This window comes from Bartonella sp. MU70NMGDW (genome assembly GCF_042194085.1).
GTDB classification, from domain to species: Bacteria; Pseudomonadota; Alphaproteobacteria; order Rhizobiales; family Rhizobiaceae; genus Bartonella; species Bartonella grahamii.
The window spans coordinates 36,456-56,194 of sequence record NZ_JBHIMK010000002.1; the positions used below are offsets into that span (position 1 = coordinate 36,456).

Annotated in this window: 13 protein-coding genes and 1 tRNA gene; 6 read left to right on the plus strand and 8 right to left on the minus strand. The window is 37.3% G+C overall.

Features of this window, described 5'->3' with window-relative positions:
* The first annotated feature begins 50 nt into the window (after positions 1-50).
* Positions 51-2,159, plus strand: coding sequence for an ATP-dependent DNA helicase RecG (recG, locus tag ACFIKE_RS00435; RefSeq protein ID WP_375648133.1), 2,109 nt, complete (start codon positions 51-53; stop codon positions 2,157-2,159).
* 392 nt (positions 2,160-2,551) lie between these two features.
* On the opposite strand, the gene glmS is transcribed toward recG, so the two are convergent.
* The 5 genes from glmS to ACFIKE_RS00460 all read right to left on the minus strand — a co-directional run bounded on the left by glmS (position 2,552) and on the right by ACFIKE_RS00460 (position 8,097).
* On the minus strand, positions 2,552-4,375 hold the full coding sequence (gene glmS / locus ACFIKE_RS00440; protein ID WP_375648134.1) for a glutamine--fructose-6-phosphate transaminase (isomerizing): 1,824 nt from the start codon (positions 4,373-4,375) through the stop codon (positions 2,552-2,554).
* A gap of 173 nt (positions 4,376-4,548) precedes the next feature.
* Positions 4,549-5,898, minus strand: coding sequence for a bifunctional UDP-N-acetylglucosamine diphosphorylase/glucosamine-1-phosphate N-acetyltransferase GlmU (gene glmU, locus ACFIKE_RS00445; RefSeq protein ID WP_375648135.1), 1,350 nt, complete (start codon positions 5,896-5,898; stop codon positions 4,549-4,551).
* Between the two features lie 14 nt (positions 5,899-5,912).
* Positions 5,913-6,698, minus strand: a complete 786-nt coding sequence (locus tag ACFIKE_RS00450) for a cytochrome c biogenesis CcdA family protein (protein WP_375648136.1) — start codon at positions 6,696-6,698, stop codon at positions 5,913-5,915.
* A 46-nt stretch (positions 6,699-6,744) separates the two neighbouring features.
* Complete coding sequence (locus ACFIKE_RS00455; RefSeq protein WP_375648142.1) at positions 6,745-7,734, minus strand: carboxypeptidase regulatory-like domain-containing protein; 990 nt, start codon at positions 7,732-7,734, stop codon at positions 6,745-6,747.
* Between the two features lie 39 nt (positions 7,735-7,773).
* A complete protein-coding gene (locus ACFIKE_RS00460) occupies positions 7,774-8,097 on the minus strand; it encodes a HesB/IscA family protein (RefSeq protein ID WP_375648137.1) in 324 nt (107 codons plus the stop codon).
* Positions 8,098-8,205: 108 nt separating this feature from the next.
* Here ACFIKE_RS00460 and ACFIKE_RS00465 point away from each other — a divergent pair, with 108 nt between their 5' ends.
* The 3 genes from ACFIKE_RS00465 to ACFIKE_RS00475 all read left to right on the plus strand — a co-directional run bounded on the left by ACFIKE_RS00465 (position 8,206) and on the right by ACFIKE_RS00475 (position 13,885).
* Positions 8,206-9,408, plus strand: a complete 1,203-nt coding sequence (locus tag ACFIKE_RS00465) for a deoxyguanosinetriphosphate triphosphohydrolase (RefSeq protein ID WP_375625971.1) — start codon at positions 8,206-8,208, stop codon at positions 9,406-9,408.
* A 30-nt stretch (positions 9,409-9,438) separates the two neighbouring features.
* Positions 9,439-11,196, plus strand: coding sequence for an arginine--tRNA ligase (argS, locus tag ACFIKE_RS00470; RefSeq protein WP_375648138.1), 1,758 nt, complete (start codon positions 9,439-9,441; stop codon positions 11,194-11,196).
* Positions 11,197-11,347: 151 nt separating this feature from the next.
* Positions 11,348-13,885, plus strand: a complete 2,538-nt coding sequence (locus ACFIKE_RS00475; protein WP_375648139.1) for an SPOR domain-containing protein — start codon at positions 11,348-11,350, stop codon at positions 13,883-13,885.
* Between the two features lie 176 nt (positions 13,886-14,061).
* Here the strand turns inward: ACFIKE_RS00475 and ACFIKE_RS00480 are convergent, their stop codons facing one another.
* Positions 14,062-14,337, minus strand: a complete 276-nt coding sequence (locus ACFIKE_RS00480; protein ID WP_375625976.1) for a hypothetical protein — start codon at positions 14,335-14,337, stop codon at positions 14,062-14,064.
* A 289-nt stretch (positions 14,338-14,626) separates the two neighbouring features.
* Between ACFIKE_RS00480 and ACFIKE_RS00485 the strand changes: the two genes are divergently transcribed.
* Entirely contained in the window at positions 14,627-15,733 is a 1,107-nt protein-coding gene (locus ACFIKE_RS00485; RefSeq protein WP_375648140.1) for a branched-chain amino acid aminotransferase, read from the plus strand.
* A gap of 104 nt (positions 15,734-15,837) precedes the next feature.
* Here ACFIKE_RS00485 and glpX read toward each other — a convergent pair whose 3' ends face one another.
* Positions 15,838-16,824: a class II fructose-bisphosphatase gene (gene glpX, locus ACFIKE_RS00490; RefSeq protein ID WP_375625978.1), complete on the minus strand. Its 987-nt coding sequence runs from the start codon at positions 16,822-16,824 to the stop codon at positions 15,838-15,840.
* 143 nt (positions 16,825-16,967) lie between these two features.
* On the minus strand, positions 16,968-18,284 hold the full coding sequence (locus tag ACFIKE_RS00495) for a homoserine dehydrogenase (protein WP_375625979.1): 1,317 nt from the start codon (positions 18,282-18,284) through the stop codon (positions 16,968-16,970).
* Between the two features lie 1,238 nt (positions 18,285-19,522).
* On the opposite strand from ACFIKE_RS00495, the gene ACFIKE_RS00500 reads away from it, so the two are divergent.
* A tRNA-Glu gene (locus tag ACFIKE_RS00500) sits at positions 19,523-19,597 on the plus strand.
* Positions 19,598-19,739 lie beyond the last annotated feature (142 nt).

The window sequence follows — 19,739 nt, forward strand, 5'->3', positions numbered from 1 at the left end:
AGCTCTTCTAAAGGTCTAGAAAAAACAAAAAGAGCAGGTTAAATTTGCTCATGCCTCCAAATCTTCTTACCCCTCTTTTTAATTCTATTCGAACTCTTTCTGGTATTACACCTAAAACCTATGGTTTACTGACCAAACTCTTAAATGTTAATCCTACACAACGCGAAGCAACCCTTATTGATCTTCTTCAATTAATGCCCCATTCCGTCATAGACCGCAGAATGCGTCCCAGCATCGCTTGTGTAAAAGAAGGAGACACTGTTACGCTCGAAATTATCATCGATCAACATCAACCACCGCCCCGTGGTCATAACAAAATCCCCTATCGTGTTATTGCCCATGATCAAACAGGAAAAATAAATTTAGTCTTTTTTCACGCTCAGCCTCTTTGGCTAAAAAAACAACTCCCTGAAGGAAAAAAAGTTACTGTATCAGGAAAAGTTGAATGGTTTAATGGGCAATTTTCAATGGCGCATCCCGACTATATTGCGCCAAGCGAACAATCAAATCAGATTCCTCTCATCGAACCTGTCTATCCCTCTACTGCAGGATTAGCTGCAAAAACACTAAGACGGACTATACAAAACGCTCTTGATTTTATTCCTCTCCTCCCAGAATGGATAGATGAAAATGTGAAAAAGCAGCAAAATTTTTCTTCTTTTTCTGTTGCTTTACGCCGTATCCATGCGCCCATTAACCCCAACGATCTATCCCTAGAAAGTACAGCACGCAAACGTCTTGCCTATGATGAATTGCTCGCTTGTCAATTGGCGCTAGGACTCGTGCGTTTAAAAACCAAATCTCTTGTAGGCACTTCTCGACCAGCAACAGGAATTTATACTAAAAAATTGCTTAATGTCCTCCCCTTTCAACTCACAACCGAACAAAAAAAAGCAGTAGAAGATATCGCAAATGATCTTGCTTCACCAGAACCGATGCTAAGACTACTCCAAGGTGATGTAGGCGCAGGAAAAACTGTTGTTGCATTGATGGCAATGGCACAAATTGCTGAAAATTCAGAACAATCAGCTTTAATGGCGCCAACCGAAGTACTTGCCAGGCAACATTTTGCCACCATCGCTCCTCTTGCCGAAAAGGTCGGATTACAAACAACTCTTTTAACAGGGCGAGAAAAAGGAAAATTGCGGACAAATATCTTGAATGATATTCTATCAGGTCAAGTTTCTATTATCATCGGAACCCATGCTCTCATACAAAACAGCATTACTTATAACAATCTTGCCTTAACCATTATCGATGAACAACACCGTTTTGGTGTCCATCAACGTATCGCTCTTACAGAAAAAGGCAATAAACCTGATATGCTGGTTATGACCGCCACGCCCATTCCGCGCACACTTGTCTTAACAGCTTTTGGTGATATGGATGTATCTAAAATTACAGAAAAACCAATGGGACGACAACCCATTACAACAGCAATGCTTTCTTTGAAACGTCTTCATGAGCTTATAGAGCGAATCGCAATTGCATTAGAAAAAGGAGAAAAGCTCTATTGGATTTGTCCTTTAGTGGAGGAATCGACAGCTCTTGATCTCACTTCAATTGAAAACCGCTTTGCATTTCTCCATGAACGCTTTGGTGCACACGTTGGTATGATCCACGGAAAAATGTCTACAGCAGAAAAAGAAGCCGCTATGGCATCTTTTAAATGTGGAAATACACGTATTTTAGTTGCAACTACTGTTATTGAAGTGGGAGTAGATATTCCAGATGCTTCGATCATTATCATCGAACACGCCGAACATTTTGGCCTTTCACAACTGCACCAATTGCGTGGACGTGTAGGACGAGGCGATAAAAAATCTTCCTGCATTTTGCTCTATAAAGATCCACTGACTAAAACAGCAGCAACACGCCTTAATATTATCCGCAATACAGAAGATGGTTTTGAAATCGCTGAAGAAGATTGGCGTCTGCGAGGCGAAGGAGAGCTTTTAGGTACAAAACAATCCGGAGTCCCTGAATTTCATATAGCAAACCTTGCTGTTCATAGTGATCTTTTGTCAATGGCAAGAAAAGATGCTCGTTTATTTTTACAACGCGATCCTCATCTTTCTTCTCAGCAAGGACAAGCTTTACGGTTGCTCCTTTACCTTTTCGGACACGATGATGCTACACGCCTCTTGCGAGCAGGATAATAAAGACCCTCTAATAAAAATTAAAATACCTCTCTGTTCAAATACGGTTTTCTCTCTTAGAATAACCCATAAACAATCTACGCAATCCCTTACCATCTTTATGCTTCATGAAAGAGTAACAACCCAACAACAGCATCTTTTCTTTCAATCTAAATTATTCTTGCATTAAAACAGTAGAAGAAATATTGCGCATTTTTCTATCATTATATTCACATAGCTGATCTATTTTTTGACAGGTAAGAAAATATTTTTTGTTTTATCGTAAAGAATTTAGAAAGAAAAATCCCGTCTCCGGTATTCTCGTTCAACAGAGAAAAGTGGAAAAAATAAGCTATCATTATCAATCAGTTTCTTACACTTGATTATTCTCCCAAAGATTCAGAAATATACTTTTATTCAACCGTGACTGATTTTGCCAAATTACGGGGTTGATCGACATCTGTTCCTAATAAAACAGCCGTATGATAAGCGATTAACTGAACAGGGAGTGCATAAATAATAGGAGAAATAAATTCTGGAACTTCTGGCAAAGTGATCGTTGATAAAGTCTTAAGACAAGCTACTTCTGCTCCTTTTTTATCGGTTATTAAAATAATACGACCATTACGCGCTACCACTTCTTGCATATTAGAAAAAGTTTTTTCAAACCACCGATCATAAGGTGCAACAACAATAACAGGTATTGTCTCATCCACCAAAGCAATTGGTCCATGCTTCAACTCACCCGCCGCATAACCTTCAGCATGAATATAAGAAAGCTCTTTCAGTTTAAGGGCTCCCTCCAAAGCAATCGGATAAGAAGTCCCACGTCCCAGATAAAGAACACTTTTTGCATTCACTAAATCACGACAAATACATTCAATTTTGCTCTCTAATTTTAAGACCTCATTTAAAATACGTGGAACTTCTGCCAATTGTTGAACCAATTGCTGTTCCATTTGAACAGAGAGATAGCCACGTTGTTTAGCAGCACTAAGTGCTAGTGAAGCAAGCGTTGCCAATTGACAGGTAAAAGCTTTTGTTGACGCAACACCAATTTCCGGTCCGGCAAGTGTTGGAAGAATAAAATCAGCCTCCCTTGCCATTGTTGATTGCTCTACATTCACAATTGTTGCTGTTTTTACACCCCGCTCACGACAATAACGCAAAGAAGCCAATGTGTCAGCTGTCTCACCTGATTGAGAAACAAACAGCGACAACACATCAGATGTTATAGGAGGTTCACGATAACGAAACTCCGAAGCAACATCATTATCAACACTTAAAGCGGCAAATTTCTCAAACCAATAGCGCGCAACTAAGGTTGAATAATAAGCCGTTCCACAACTCGCAAAAAGGAGGCGATGAATATTTTTCCAATCAATCAAATTCTTAAAAGGTCGAACGGCATAATTTCCAAGATCAAGATAATGCGCCAAATTATGAGAAATCACTTCAGGTTGTTCAAACATTTCCTTGTGCATAAAATGGCGATGATTACCCTTAGAAATCAATAAAGCCTCTTCAAGTAATGTTGTCACAGGACGTTTTACCGGTTGATTATATACATCATAAATTGTGACGCCTTCCCGTGTGAGAACAGCCCAATCCCCGTCTTCCATATAGCTAATATAATCAACGAATGGTGCCAAAGCAATCGCATCTGACCCAACAAAAAATTCATCTTTTCCATAACCAATTGCCAGAGGTGGACCAGAACAAGCCGCAATCATAAGGTTATCTTCACCTTCGAAAATAAGAGCAATAGCAAAAGCCCCCTGCAGCCTTTTCCAACTGGTACGCATAGCTTCTTGCGGAGAAAGTCCATCTTTTAATGCACGCGTTATTAAATGTGCAATAACTTCCGTATCCGTCTCTGTTTCAAAGATATAACCATCCTCTATGAGTTCCTTTTGCAATTCTACAAAATTTTCAATAATACCATTATGAACAATCGCAAGCTTTTCAGTCACATGGGGATGCGCATTGCGTTCAACAGCAATTCCATGCGTAGCCCAACGGGTATGACCAATCCCTAAACTTCCCTCCAGAGGTGTTTTTTTTAATTTTTCTTCTAAATGAACAAGCTTCCCTTCAGCACGTACACGATAAAGATGCCCATTATGGACCGTTGCCACCCCAGATGAATCATACCCTCTATATTCAAGACGTTTTAACCCCTCAACCAAAGAAGACGTAACACACCTCTTTCCAAGAATTCCAATAATTCCACACATTAAAAAGCTCCAACCCACATCTTTAAGATTTAAATCTTATAAAATAATCCAACAGCCTTTATTTAAAACTATAAATAATAAAATAATTCAAACATGGAGTACGGCAATCTTTAAGAATAAACATCCTATCCATCGTTAGATTAACACGAAACAAAGGAATAAGCTGAAAATAATCATTTTTTCTGTTTGTTTTCTAACAAGCGCTCTCGAAATTTTGTCGCGTAGCCCTCTTTTATAACCTGTCGTGCACGCCCAAAAGCCATACTGTTCATAGGAATATTTTCAGTAATAACACTTCCTGAAGCAACATAAGAGCCATCCCCTATTACCAATGGGGAAACAAGTGCCGTATTAGACCCAACAAAAGCATGATCACCAATCATGGTTTTATATTTGTTAAATCCATCATAATTGCACGTAATCGTACCGGCTCCAATATTGGTATGTGCACCAATTTCAGCATCACCAATATAACTTAAATGATTGATTTTAGAAGATTCTCCTACCTTAGCTTGTTTGACTTCACAAAAATTTCCAATCTTTACGGACTTCGCCAACTCTGTTCCAGGACGCAAACGTGCATAGGGACCAATCTGTGCATCCCTACCAACCACAGCACCTTCGAGATAACTAAATGCATGAATAACAGCACCAGATTGTACTTTTACGCTTAACCCAAAATAAACATTTGGTTCTATCACCACCCCTGGTTCAATTTCTGTATCATAAGAAAAATAGAGTGTTTCTGGCTTTAAGAGTGTAACACCCGATAACATTAAATCGCGCGCTTTACGTTTTTGCCATAAAGAATCAGCCTCAGAAAGCTCAAGACCGTTATTAATTCCTACAATATCTTCAAAAGGAACTTCAACAACACGCACATCTAATCCTTCGCGTGTTGCAAGAGCAGCAATATCTGTTAAATAATATTCTTTTTTCACATTGTTATTACCAACCTTCTCTAAAAGAGAAAGTGCATGTTTTCCACGCATAGCAAGTATTCCACCGTTACAAAAAGAAATCTTTTTTTCTTCATCGCTAGCGTCTTTTTCTTCTACAATTGCGATCAATTGACCATTTTTCTCGAGAAGACGCCCATAACCTGTTGGATTTTGGGTATGAAAACCTGCAAAAACAACATCTGCTCCATCAGCAAGCTGTGCACGCATTTGGTGCAATGAATCTTGCTGAATGAGAGGCGTATCCCCAAAAACAATGAGAACATCATCCACTTCCTTTTGCAAAGCTAAACGAGCAGATAAAACAGCATGAGCTGTTCCTAAACGCTCTTTTTGTTCAAAAATCATCGCATCTTTTACAAATGACTGAACAACGTGCGTAACCTCCTTAGCACCAAATCCCACAACGACTGCTAATTGTGAATAGCCTGCCAATTCTATTTGTTTTAGAACATGGCATATAAGAGGCAATCCAGCAATTTTATGAAGTACCTTAGGCAGAGACGATTTCATGCGCGTCCCCTCACCTGCAGCAAGAACAATAGAAAGACAACTTCTAACCATAAAAACACATAAGACTAACGAGAAAATCCAAAAAAAATCATAATATCATGCCAACGAATATCTTCAATATAGCTCAACGAAGGATAATGTTCTAAAAGCCAAAATGAAAGATCCTGCATAGAGCCTGTTAAAAACAAAATCCCTGTAAGAATAAGAAAAACACCAATAATTTTTTCAACTTTTCCTAAATGAATACGAAAAGCTCCTAAAAATCGCATAAAACTGCTCGAAAATAAAGCTGCCAACATAAAAGGAATAGCAAGACCTAATGCATAAACCGCTAATAAGATAGCTCCCTCTCCCACAGTTTCTTTTGTTCCAGCAAGCGTTATAATAGGACCTAAAATGGGGCCAATACACGGTGTCCAACCAAAGGCAAAAGCTAAACCAATAATATACGCGCCTAAAGGACCAGCAGGTGTTTTTTGGGTCTGAAAACGCGCTTCACGAAATAAAAAAGTGATCTTGAAAATCCCCAAAAAATTTAAACCAAAAATAATAATGACAATTCCAGCAGCAAGGGCAAACCAATCACGATAATAACCGATGAATTTCCCAATTGTGCTAGCACTGGCACCTAAAACAACAAAAACAGTCGTAAACCCGAGAACAAAAGCAATAACAGAAGACAATAAAGCCCACCGTATAAAGACTTTCTCATCACGATTTTCTGAGCGAAAATCATCAATACCAACACCTGCCATATAGCACAAATAAGGAGGAACTAATGGCAAAACACAGGGCGACAAAAAAGAGAGTGCCCCAGCAAAAAACACACCAACTGTTGAAATTTCAATCAAAACTCATACCCCGTCTCTCATCATAGTTTACCCCCATGAACAACGATCAATCCACATCTTCATCAATTCGTTGCATATTTTGCTCATTCGCCACCACACTTATATCTTCATCATGACCAGAAACGACTGAAAAAACTTTTTGATAGATTTTATCTTTATTTTTAGCAATTGCAATATACTCTCCCTCCGCTAACACGAGTGAAACATAAGCACCAACTGTTTCATAAACGATATCACCAGAATCATTAGCAAGAGACCAACTGGTATCTGCAAGCGCTTCCCCTCCTTCTTGTCGTACCAGCTTTAAGACAATCTGAGCGGCCTGATGTTCAAGGGTAACTTCTGTCATTTTACCAGCATCCACTTGAATATCCGAACGAGCCGTCGCATTAATAGAACCATAATGGGAAGCAACATGGTAGCGGCCAGCTTTTAAACGCACAACTGATTGGGGTTTAACATTTGATAAAATCACCCCCGTATCATCATTTTCTTTTTCATCCTCATAAATGGTAAAACGTAATTCCTTTTCATTCATTACACCATTGAGCAGTGTTGCATTTAAAATGACACCACCAGCCTCAAGATTAAAGTTTTTTACAAGACTCTGTCCATTTTTTAAACGAATATGGCGCACAGCACTCATATGACCAAATGAGACATGAACAAGATAACTTCCTGGTTCGAGATCAAAACGCGCACTTCCCCCCTTATAGGTTGCCACTAATGGTAATTTATTATCAATCCCTATAATAGGGGCATAAACCCGCCAGACAAGCCCTTTTTCAATATCCGGATAACTATTTGTTAATCGAGCATTCAAAATGAGTTGTGTTTGAGATGCTACATTTTCTTTTTCCTGCTCTTGAGACTTTACAATAAAACTCCTTGATTGTCCCTGCTGCCGATCTCTCCCTTCTCCTTCTTCAGAAAAAGCACAGTGGCTCCAGATCAATAAAGCAAGCACCACGCACAACCATACACATCGGTGCACTATTTTTATAAGAATACCCATTTTCACATTGTTGACCAACATGATCTTTTTTTCAAGAAACAATATCACAAAGCCATCATTTTAAATTGAAAAACTTACACCACAACCACATGATGAAACAGCATTGGGATTATGGATTTGAAAAGACTGCCCCATAAGATCATCAACAAAATCAATCTCAGCTCCTTCTATGAAAGGAAGTGATAGTAAATCAATAAACACAACTGCCCCATCTTTTTTGAGAACGAGGTCATCTTTACACATTTCAGAAACCAAGTCATATTTATAAGAAAAACCAGAACACCCACCACCTTCAACAGAAATACGCAATGCTATTTTATCGGGTTCACGCAAAAGTATCTGTGCAATTTTTTTGGCAGCAACATCTGAAATTTTCACATTCATTTTATATATCCTTGCATTAAACCATCAAGAAAGAGTATCCCATATTCAAAGAGAAGTTTATTTGTCATAAACCACTCTCAATTTTAAGATGATAATGGGCAGCTTGCAATGGATATAGGCAATATCAACTTCAATTACCAATCTCGAGCAGTGTACAGTGCTCATCCGCAAACAAGCCGTGGTAGATTATTTCATGAAACGATGAGCGCCACACGCTCACCTTTTCAACGAGATAGAGATCGTATTATCCATTCTAATGCATTTCGACGTCTTAAACATAAAACGCAAGTGTTTATTGCTGATGAAAGCGATCATTATCGTACTCGCCTAACCCATTCCATAGAGGTCTCTCAAATTGCAAGAACATTAGCCCGTGCCCTGTGTCTTGATGAAGACCTTGCCGAAGCCATTGCCCTTGTTCACGACTTTGGACACACGCCCTTTGGCCATGCTGGAGAAGATGCGCTTAATGAAGCCATGATACATTATGGTGGCTTTGATCATAATGCACAAGCATTACGCATTGTCACAAAACTAGAACAGCGCTATGCAAATTTTGATGGACTTAACCTTACATGGGAAACCCTCGAAGGACTTGTAAAGCATAATGGTCCCCTTTTAGGTCCTCACGCGAAGAATAAGGAGGTTCCTATCGATATTTTACAATACAATGCAAAGCAAGACCTTGCACTCGATTGTTTTGCAGGACTAGAAGCGCAATGTGCTGCTATTGCAGATGATATCGCATACAATGCGCATGATATTGATGATGGTCTACGTTCGCAATTTTTAACACTCGATCAATTTGAACATGTTTCACTAACAGCAGCAATATTAAAAGATATAACAGATGAGCACCCCCATCTCGACCAAGCGCGTCGTGGTTACACACTTGTACGAAGACAAATAACAACCATGGTTGAAGATGTTATCAAACAATCACAAGAAAATTTAGCACGCATCAAACCAGCAAGCATAAACGATATTCACCAAGCAAAACAAACTATTGTCACCTTTTCACCAACAATGACTGTTTATGAAAAAGAACTAAAAAACTTTTTATTTAAAAATCTTTACTACCATGAACAAGTTCTTAGTCGTCGCAATGCAGCAAAACGCATTGTACAAAAATTATTCAATTGTTATTATGAAAAACCAAATACAATGCCTGAAAGTTGGCAGAACAAAACAGTGCACTTAAAAAATCAAGAGTTAGCACGTTTGATTGCTGACTTTCTTTCAGGCATGACAGATCACTACGCTCTACGTGAATATCACCGTTTATTTGACCATACAGATAATTTCGTCTAATGGCTTTTGGAATCATCATGGAAGCTAAATATGAATATCTTTAAAAACTTCGAAAAAAAAATTAAGAGATCAATTGAATTATCTGATATAAAAGGGAAAAATGGAGAAGATCTAGATTTATCAAAAATCACTGTTGATCCTCCGCGTGATTCCTCCCATGGTCATTTATCAACCAATGCTGCTATGGTGCTTGCAAAATCTATTGGAATCAATCCACGTGCACTTGCAGATAAAATCATAGAACTTCTTAAAAATGATTCCTCTATCGAAAATATAGATGTTGCCGGTCCTGGTTTTATAAATATAAAGCTTACAAAATTATTTTGGCAAGATGCTATAAAATCCATGCTTGAATCAGGCACTTCTTATGGTCGTATCCCAATGGGACAAGGAAAACGCGTCAATGTTGAATATGTCTCAGCAAATCCGACAGGACCAATGCACGTAGGGCACTGCCGCGGAGCGGTTGTTGGAGATGTTCTCTCCAATTTGCTGCAATTTACGGGCTATAACATTACGAAAGAATATTATATCAATGATGCTGGTCAACAAATCGAAGTCCTCGCCCACTCTGTACTATTGCGCTATCGTGAGGCTCTTGGGCAAGAAATTAATGAAATTCCAGAAGGGCTCTATCCTGGAGAATACTTGATACCATTGGGACAATCACTTGCTCAAGAGTTTGGTGACCAACTCCTCACGATGGATAAAGATGAAGCCTTATCTCTTGTGAAAGAACGTGCAATTCATGCAATGATGACCATGATTCGCGAAGATTTGGCTGCTCTTAATATTTATCATGATATCTTTTTCTCTGAGCGAATGCTTTATGCAGATAATGCACGCGCCATTCGTAACACCATCAACGACCTCACTTTAAATGGTTATATCTACAAAGGAAAACTACCCCCTCCCAAGGGAAAAAATACAGAAGATTGGGAACCAAGTGAACAAACTTTGTTCCGTTCAACAAATGTTGGTGATGACCAAGACCGTGTTTTAGTCAAATCTGATGGTTCTTACACTTATTTTGCTGCTGATGTTGCTTATTTTCGGGATAAATTTAATCGTCATTTTGATGAAATGATTTATATTCTAGGCGCAGACCACGCTGGCTATGTAAAGCGGCTAGAGGCAATGGCAAAAGCAATTTCTGGGGATAAAGCTAAATTAAGCGTCTTCTTATGTCAGTTGGTAAAACTTTTTCGCAACGGTCATCCTGTACGCATGTCAAAAAGAGCAGGATCTTTTGTCACTCTACGCGATGTTGTCGAAGAGGTTGGGCGTGATCCTGTGCGTTTTATGATGCTATACCGTAAGTGTGAAGCACCTCTTGATTTTGATTTTACAAAAGTAACAGAACAATCAAAAGATAACCCCATCTTTTACGTACAATATGCAAGTGCACGTTGTCACTCAGTCTTTCGTCAAGCACAGGAAGCGCTTCATATTAAAAGCTTTTCAAATGATACATTAATCGCCCATCTTCATCGATTAACAGATGACCATGAAATATTGTTAATACGCAAACTTTCTGAATATCCACGTATCATTGAACAGGCCGTCGTTCATAAGGAACCGCATCGATTAGCGTTTTATCTTTATGACCTTGCCTCCAGCTTTCACACCCATTGGAATAAAGGGAGTGAAAATCTCAATTTACGCTTTATTCAACCTGATGATAAAGAGTTATCCTTTGCAAGATTGGGGTTGATACAAGCTGTTATCAATATTTTATCATCAGGACTTACCATCATAGGAGTCGAAGCACCAATAGAAATGCATTGAAAAAGTTCTATAAATACATACAATAGGTACTCTATTGATAAACTTTTTCATGTATCCTTGCATGAGAGGGGGAAAATTTATAATTTTAATATAACAAATCAAAATCAACCATTGATTGCACGTAAGTGCAAATCACCATGTGAGAAAAGCTATGAGCGATAACGATCGCAAAAATCTACACGAAACAAAACACGATCATGAACACCATGATCCTTTGGAAAGACTTACGCGCATTTTTAATCCGCACAAACAAAGCGGAAACCAAAATGAGCAATCTTCTTTACAGACAGATCGATCAACATCTCACCCCGAAACATCATCCCATGATGATGATTTTTATTTGTCCTTTCTAGAAGAGGAACTTGAAAATAATTTAGCACATGACTTACCGTTTGATGATCAAAAAAAACAATGGGACTTGCATGCAACCAGCAACGCAACAGCCTCAGATATCGCACAAGCTGCTTCTTTCAACCATTCAAAACAAAATAATTTATCTGAAGAGAAATATTCTTCACCTAGCAGTCATGATGAAGAACAAATTTTAGATGAGCTTTCTCCATTACCAATCCCGAAGAACCAATCCCCTCAAGAGAAAACAACAGCAACCAGTGCTGATTCGTTTCATAAAAAAAGTAATCTTATTTCACAATCAGAATCAGAAAATTTCTTTTTTGATAAATCTGAAAGGCGCGAAAATAAGAAAGAGATTCCAGAATCTGTTGAACAAACCAATCGTTTTTCACAAACAAATTCACAACAGCCTAAAGCTACGAATATACAACAAACTCATGATGATAATCAAAACCTCTATGACACTCCTGTAAACCATCCCTATAAAATTTCAGCTGATCAAGAAAATTGGATCAAAAAAGATTATTCTGATGTCTCCTCTTCTTATCCTGATGTCTCCTCTTCTACAGAGGCAAATGAGTTTTTCTCATCTTCTAACCTTATGTCAGAAAGACAAAACACTGCAAGAAATCAAACAAAAAGTACCTTCTCCTCACCTTTGGATTCTCCACCAGTTGATAGACAATCTTATTTAAAGGGGGCTTCACAAGAAGATCATACAACCAATTATCCCCATTTTTTTGAAGAAAACCCTTCACAAAAAGAAACTTATAGCGAAAAAGTTCCAATATATAATGAGGCTCAAGCCCAATACATCAATAACACCGAAAGTACCTCTAACCCAAATAGAGAAATTTCATATGATGAAAGTAATTCAGATGAGTTTCTTTCCTCATCAGCCTCTTTGAATACAAAACAAACGGATGGCTTTTTTGCCCATAACTATACGCACAGAGATACTCCCCCTCCCAATGTTGATACTTATAAATTTTCAGAGGAAATCGTAGAAAAAACTGGCCCTATTATGGTTCCAGAAGTCCCGTATGAAGCGCCAGAATATGATGTGCCAACTAGTGGTGGTTTAGAGGAAGAATTTGCTGATGTACTTAATGTAGGAAATGTCCCAACGGATAATTTTTCTCAAAAACAACAGAAAAATGAGGTTTTTAGTGAAGTTTTTCATCAGTCTATGCAAAATTCAAAAGAAGGTGTTTATATAAACTCTAAAGAACAAAATTCCGACTATTTTTCTTCTGCCAATATGGAATATAATTTTCCCCCTTTTAGCGAGAATTCATCATACACAGGCTCAGATGAAGTTCCCACGCATCCACCAGCTCCTCCTCCCTTAAAAAGTTTTATTTTTGGTAAAACTTTCATTAAAGGTATTTTTATACTTATTTTAATAGGAATTGGATTTGCTGGTTATTCGCACTTTTTTATGTCATCACAAAAAAATGAAGAAACGATCATTATCCACGCTGATAATGCGCCTTTTAAATTCAAACCAGAAACAACTGAACCGAAAAATGATGTTGCACATAATTTAGATATCTATAAGCAAACAACTGAACAAAATGAAAAACAAGAAAACACACAACAATTTCTTATTGATAACTCTGAACAACCTGAAAATTTAAAAGAATTAAATCCTGAAGAATCTTCAAACGCTTCATCTTCTTCTTTAAATGAATCTGATGTTGAAGATGCAGTCACAGAAGCCATAAACCATACTATTCCCACGCAAGAAGTACAAACTGTTATTGTAAATCAAGATGGTACAGTTACACTAGCTCCCGTACATCAAACAAAGAGCAAAACTGCTGCTCAGTCTGAAGAAAACATTGATCAAACTCCTAATGAACTTCAAGATTCCTCCCTTGTTTCGTCGCATGATTCTGATATAAACAATCAAGAAATAGATCTTGATCTCAAAAATAATATTGATAAAATAATCGCAGAAAGTACTTCTAACTCAAATATTGAAGAAAAATTTATCCCTATTCCTTCTCATGCAGAAAGAAATACACAAGTTGAAACACCCGCCGCGTCTCGCCCCACATCATCAAACAAAGTCGCAGCACAAAATTCAGAAAGTTATTACGTACAACTTGCATCTCAACCAACGCATGAGCTAGCTAGAAATTCTTTAAAAAATATGAAATCTAAGTTTGGATTCCTTATCGGTGCCCGTTCTTTAAATATTCAATCCGCTTTTATACCAGGAAAAGGTACTTATTACCGTGTTCGGATTCAAGCGCAAGACCGTAATGAAGCCATAATCCTTTGTGAATCCATTAAAAGTTCTGGTGGAAGCTGCTTCATCACACGCTAAACCAATCATGCAACGGTTTTAACAACCGTTGCATGATTTATTTCCATACCATTTAATTACTTATCAAAAACTTCAGAAATTAAAATCGTCCAATCTTTTTTATGTCTTTGTGCTGACTTTATTCCTTAATCTACGTCGATTTTCGCCCTATCTAAAAGATTATATTTATGAAAAAGTCATTCCGTACCCTTATAAGTATAAGGTACAGGAGGGAGCGAATTTAAATCTTTTTTGGGCGTTGTTACGCTTTGACTTGTTTCTGGAGTATTATAACGCGAACTATGTTCAGGAGATTTTGCAAAAAAAGATCCTAAAAAACCAAAAACAAACCAGATAATAACGATCGCAAGAAGAATAGCAAAAATACCCTTAGCGATTGAAACACGTTGTTCACTATCTCTTCTTTCTGCTGCCATACGTTCTTCATATGTGTGATAATTTTTATCAATCATAGTAGATTCCTTTTCTCAATTCCCTTACCTTTTAATTTCTAGACAATATGCATATATGAAATTATTCAGATACTTATTTTGAGAAAACGATAATTATAAACAAAAGTTCCAGCTTACTTCATAAAGTTGAGAAAAAGAGACGAGAATAGAATTAAAATATCCACCCTATCATAGCCTTTGTATTCTATAATAAAACATTGACACAAAGGTTTTGTTAATAATAGAGTTATGATCAAAATATCTCATTATTTTTATTAATAAAAATGAAACATACTCAAAAGGTTTTTTTATGAAATCTCCCATATCATCGCTTCCCTTTAAAATAGAACAACACCCATCTCCTCTGTCAGAAGAAAAGTGTGAAGAAATTTTAAAAAGTCCCAGTTTTGGTCAATTTTTTACAGACCACATGTGTACTATTCAATGGACTGAAGACAAAGGCTGGCATAATGCCATCATTTCTCAATACAAAGCTTTAGAAATTAACCCTGCAAGTACCGTTTTACATTACGGACAGGAAATTTTTGAGGGTTTAAAAGCATATCGTTCAAAAGATGGGCGCATCTTGCTCTTCCGTCCTGATGCCAATGCACAGCGCTTTATAGAATCAGCGAGGCGTTTAGCTATGCCAGAGTTGCCAAAAGATATTTTTCTGGATGCCGTTCATCAATTAGTAAAAATTGATCAAAAATGGGTTTCTGATCATCCCAACGCTAGCCTCTATATCCGTCCATTTATGTTTGGCAATGAAAACTTTTTGGGAGTCCGCCCTTCTCAAGAATATCTTTTTTGTATCATAGCCTCTCCAGTTGAATCCTATTTCAAAGGAGAAGAAAAATCTGTTAGTGTATGGATTGAAACAGATTATAGCCGCGCTGGTCCAGGGGGCACAGGCGCTGCCAAATGTGGTGGAAACTATGCAGCAAGCTTACTTGCACAAAAAACTGCAACTGAAAACAATTGTAGCCAAGTACTCTTCCTTGATATGATTGAACATAAATGGATTGAAGAACTTGGTGGTATGAATGTCTGCTTTATTATGGACAATAATACACTTGTAACCCCCACACTTAATGGAACTATCCTTCCAGGGATAACCCGTGATTCAATCTTAAGATTAGCTCAACAAATGGGTTTAAAAATAGAAGAGCGTCCTTATTCTTTTGCAGCGCTTCAAGAAGATGCAAAGAGTGGACACCTTAAAGAAGTCTTTGCTTGTGGTACAGCTGCCGTTGTCACATCAATTGGTCGTTTTAAATATAAAGGGGGAGAATTTATTATTGGAAATGAAACAGTTGGAGAAGTTACAAAGCAGCTTCGTACACAATTGGTTGGCCTTCAAAAAGGGAACATAGAAGATAAAAATGGCTGGGTTCATTCTGTCCAGCTCTCATAATAATAAGATATTCTCATATCTATAAACGCTTCCATGAAAGCAGATTCATGGAAGCGTATTTCCTAAAAAACTCCCTCTATTTTTAATGACGAAAAAAGAAAACATTAATCAAATTTTGAATGATCTCTATGCTGCGCTTTAATATTACGGACTGTACCCGTATGGGAGCGCATTACGAGAGTTTCCGTTTGAATGTAACGAGATGTAAATTTAACACCAGAAAGCATATTGCCATCTGTCACCCCTGTTGCTGCAAACAAAACATCACCCTTTGCCATTTCTTCCATTGTATAAGCTTTATTGGGATCACTAATCCCCATTTTAGCTGCACGAGCAATTTTCTCTTCTGTATCTAGCAGCAAACGACCTTGCATCTGTCCTCCAATACAGCGCAAAGCAGCAGAAGCTAAAACACCTTCAGGTGCTCCCCCAATCCCCATATAGATATCAATACCTGTTTCTTCTGGATCAGTTGTATCAATAACAGCAGCAACATCTCCATCCCCAATCAAGCGAATCGATGCCCCTGTCGCTCGTACTTCATTAATTAACTTTTCATGACGAGGCCTATCCATAATACAAACAACAATCTGATTAACAGCCACTCCTTTAGCCTTCGCAAGAGCATAGATATTATCGGTAGGACAAGCATCTATGTCTACTACTCCCTTTGGATAACCAGGACCAATAGCAATTTTTTTCATATAAACATCAGGAGCATAAAGGAGATTACCTTTTTCAGCAATTGCAACTACTGCCAAAGAATTGGCAATATTTTTAGCACAAAGTGTTGTTCCCTCTAGTGGATCAAGTGCAATATCGATCGCCAATCCACTTTGAAGACCTACTTTTTCTCCAATATAAAGCATAGGCGCTTCATCCCGCTCACCTTCACCAATCACCACTGTACCATCAATAGGCAATCGATTAAGTTCCTGCCGCATTGCATCTACAGCAGCCTGATCCGCAGCTTTTTCATCGCCACGCCCGCGCCAGCGTGCAGCAGCAACAGCAGCACGTTCAGTAACACGTACCAATTCAAGCGTCAAAATACGATCAAGTCCATTTAAAATCTTCTGAGTTGTGGGCATATGAAAAAATCCTACCGAATGAATACCAGAAAAAATATGAGTCCTTATTAAATACTAAGAATAAAGTTTTTGGCAAAGATGAAAATTTTCCACAAGAGACAAAAGGACTCAAGCTTGCCTTTTTGTCATTATCAAGAAAGTTATCAATTCTCTGCCATAGGCTCAATACGAATAAATTGAGATTTTGCAACAAGATGTCCATCTTTTTCAATTTCTGCAAGTGCCTGTCGTACATTCACCTCTGTTGTTTCATGAGTAATTAAAATAATTGTTTTTTCAATTTGATCTTCTACAAAAGATCTTTGAACAATCGACTCCAATGAGATGTGATTATCAGCCATATGCCTTGCGACCGCAGCAAAAACACCAGTACGATCATGAACATTTAAACGAATAAAATACCCCCCTGCATGATGCGAAATACGTGCTTTTTTATGAGGAGCAAGTTCTAATGCTGGACGTCTTAAAACAGGTGCATACTGAAAACCAGAACGCGCTTTTGCTATATCAGCCAAATCACCAATAACGGCTGATGCTGTTGCCATTCCTCCGGCGCCAGGACCAGAAAACAGTAATTCACCTAATAAATCACTTTGAATAGAAAGAGCATTGGTTACGCCATTTATCTGTGCAATCATTGAAGATGTTGGTACCATTGTTGGATGAACGCGTTGCTCTATTCCAGAATCCGTTTTTAATGCAACCCCTAAAAGCTTAATCCGATACCCTAATTCATCAGCTGCCCGAATATCAATTTGCGAAATATTATGAATTCCTTCAACATAAACATCATCTAACGAAACAGCCGTTCCAAATGCCAAGCTTGTCAACAAAGCTAATTTATGAGCAGTATCATTTCCCTCAATATCAAAACTTGGATCTGCTTCAGCATACCCAAGTCTCTGTGCATCTGCTAAACAATCTTTAAATGAAAGGCCTTCCGTAAACATGCGTGTTAATATATAATTACAGGTTCCATTGAGAATACCATAAATTCGGGATATGTGATTACTGACAAGTGATTCTCTCATCGCTTTGATGACAGGAATTCCACCTGCAACAGCTGCTTCAAAATGAAGAAAAACACCTTTTTTTTCTGCAATTATAGCCAGCTCTACTCCATGTCGAGCAAGAAGAGCTTTATTGGCTGTTACAACATGATGTCCTGCCTCAAGCGCTCTCTTAACAGCGGTGTACACCACATCCAATTCACCACCAATTAACTCTACAAAAACATCAATCTCATCAGAAGCAGCCAACTCCACAGGTGAATCAAACCATTTTATATCACTGAGATCAATTCCACGATTACGGCTTTTATCGCGCGCACTAACAGCAACGACTTTGATGAATCGCCCACATTGACAAGCTAAACTATTCGCTTTTTCACATAGAGCTCGAACAACTGAAGTACCAACCGTACCAAGTCCCGCAACACCAACTTTTAAAGCTTCTGCCATTATTAACCACTGATCCCTATCTTCACTGAAAAATCGTTTAAATGATGTGCCAATCAACACAAAGAGTACTTACATCCATAAGAACAAAAGAAATACCCCGCTCTATTCACTCCATGTTCTCCAATAGAATTATCCCCGCTTGTTCAATCAACATTCCTAAAAATATAATATTTATTGTCTTCAAAGATTTCAGAATCTTTATAAAATATCTAATTCAGAATGAAAATCTGTAAAACTAATAAATGCAAGTTGCCATAAAGAAAAGTTCTAAAAAATAATCAATAACAAATTAAAGAATATTGAATACTTGGTAAGAAAGAATAAAAACATCTCTTCTAAATCAACAAGTACTGGACAAAAAACATTCTTTCATATGATAAATTAAGAGAATGGATAAAACAAAGTAGAGCAGTAGATAATAACACATTCCTTCCTACCATTCCATAGCTTGAACTATAAATCTTTAATGCACCCATATATCAAAATAGAACCTTACATTAAAGTAAAAAACAAAACTTAATATGTGCACACCATAATTCTGCAATATTATAAATATGGAGAATAAATTTGCAAAACTCGAATATTTTACCTAAACTTATCGCCCCCCCTTTGAAAAACTAGCGAATTGAAATGACAAAAACCTCAATCTGCCCTTCACCCAAGCTAATTCATTTTCAAATAAATAACCTTCCAAATATGTGAGGGAACAAATGAAGGGGTTTTAATTTTAAATTTCTCACAAACATGTAAAAGTAAAGATAAGAAAAATATTTTTAATATATTCTGTAAAATTGATTTAATATTATCATTTTCATCATACATAATATATTTATATTTTTAAAATAAAATTAATATATAGCTTAATCCTCAAAAAAATTTTGTATGATTATTATTATTTGTTAATTTGGTAATAAATATTTGCTTTATACTTCATAAATTTATACAGTTTTTTGCTTTATGATAAGCTCAAATAAGAAATCTTCTGTATAAAGGCTCTTTCAAGCAAGTTAAATAATATTCTCATGTGCAAGAAAAGATAACAAACGATAAAATATGCAAAAAATAAACACATTTAAAATAATGTTTTGATCATTTTTGCCTACTACTCAAACTGAAAAGAAACAATCCAAACAGGAATTGCTCAAAAATTATTCAATAAAACACACTTTTTTCAAAAAAAATGACACAGAGGGCTTGCGAAGTAAAAAGATCCTCTCTATAAGCCTCATCAATGGTTTGCGCCCATCGTCTAGCGGTTAGGACATCGCCCTTTCACGGCGGAAACAGGGGTTCGATTCCCCTTGGGCGTACCATGTTTCTTTTTACTGTACACAATCTATTGATTTTATATATCTTTTTTAAAGTACGGGATACGTGGATAAAAGTTAGGGAATAGGATTTTCTAACATTTCTCTATAAAGCACGCTTCGCACAATGTTTCTAATGTTTCTTTGA

What these genes read in the sequence shown, in the direction of transcription:
- recG (WP_375648133.1), top strand. Translation starts at nt 51, where the DNA reads ATGCCTCCAAATCTTCTTACCCCTCTTTTTAATTCTATTCGAACTCTT.
- glmS (WP_375648134.1), bottom strand. Translation starts at nt 4,375, where the DNA reads ATGTGTGGAATTATTGGAATTCTTGGAAAGAGGTGTGTTACGTCTTCT.
- glmU (WP_375648135.1), bottom strand. Translation starts at nt 5,898, where the DNA reads ATGGTTAGAAGTTGTCTTTCTATTGTTCTTGCTGCAGGTGAGGGGACG.
- ACFIKE_RS00455 (WP_375648142.1), bottom strand. Translation starts at nt 7,734, where the DNA reads ATGTTGGTCAACAATGTGAAAATGGGTATTCTTATAAAAATAGTGCAC.
- ACFIKE_RS00460 (WP_375648137.1), bottom strand. Translation starts at nt 8,097, where the DNA reads ATGAATGTGAAAATTTCAGATGTTGCTGCCAAAAAAATTGCACAGATA.
- ACFIKE_RS00465 (WP_375625971.1), top strand. Translation starts at nt 8,206, where the DNA reads ATGGATATAGGCAATATCAACTTCAATTACCAATCTCGAGCAGTGTAC.
- argS (WP_375648138.1), top strand. Translation starts at nt 9,439, where the DNA reads ATGAATATCTTTAAAAACTTCGAAAAAAAAATTAAGAGATCAATTGAA.
- ACFIKE_RS00475 (WP_375648139.1), top strand. Translation starts at nt 11,348, where the DNA reads ATGAGCGATAACGATCGCAAAAATCTACACGAAACAAAACACGATCAT.
- ACFIKE_RS00480 (WP_375625976.1), bottom strand. Translation starts at nt 14,337, where the DNA reads ATGATTGATAAAAATTATCACACATATGAAGAACGTATGGCAGCAGAA.
- ACFIKE_RS00485 (WP_375648140.1), top strand. Translation starts at nt 14,627, where the DNA reads ATGAAATCTCCCATATCATCGCTTCCCTTTAAAATAGAACAACACCCA.
- glpX (WP_375625978.1), bottom strand. Translation starts at nt 16,824, where the DNA reads ATGCCCACAACTCAGAAGATTTTAAATGGACTTGATCGTATTTTGACG.
- ACFIKE_RS00495 (WP_375625979.1), bottom strand. Translation starts at nt 18,284, where the DNA reads ATGGCAGAAGCTTTAAAAGTTGGTGTTGCGGGACTTGGTACGGTTGGT.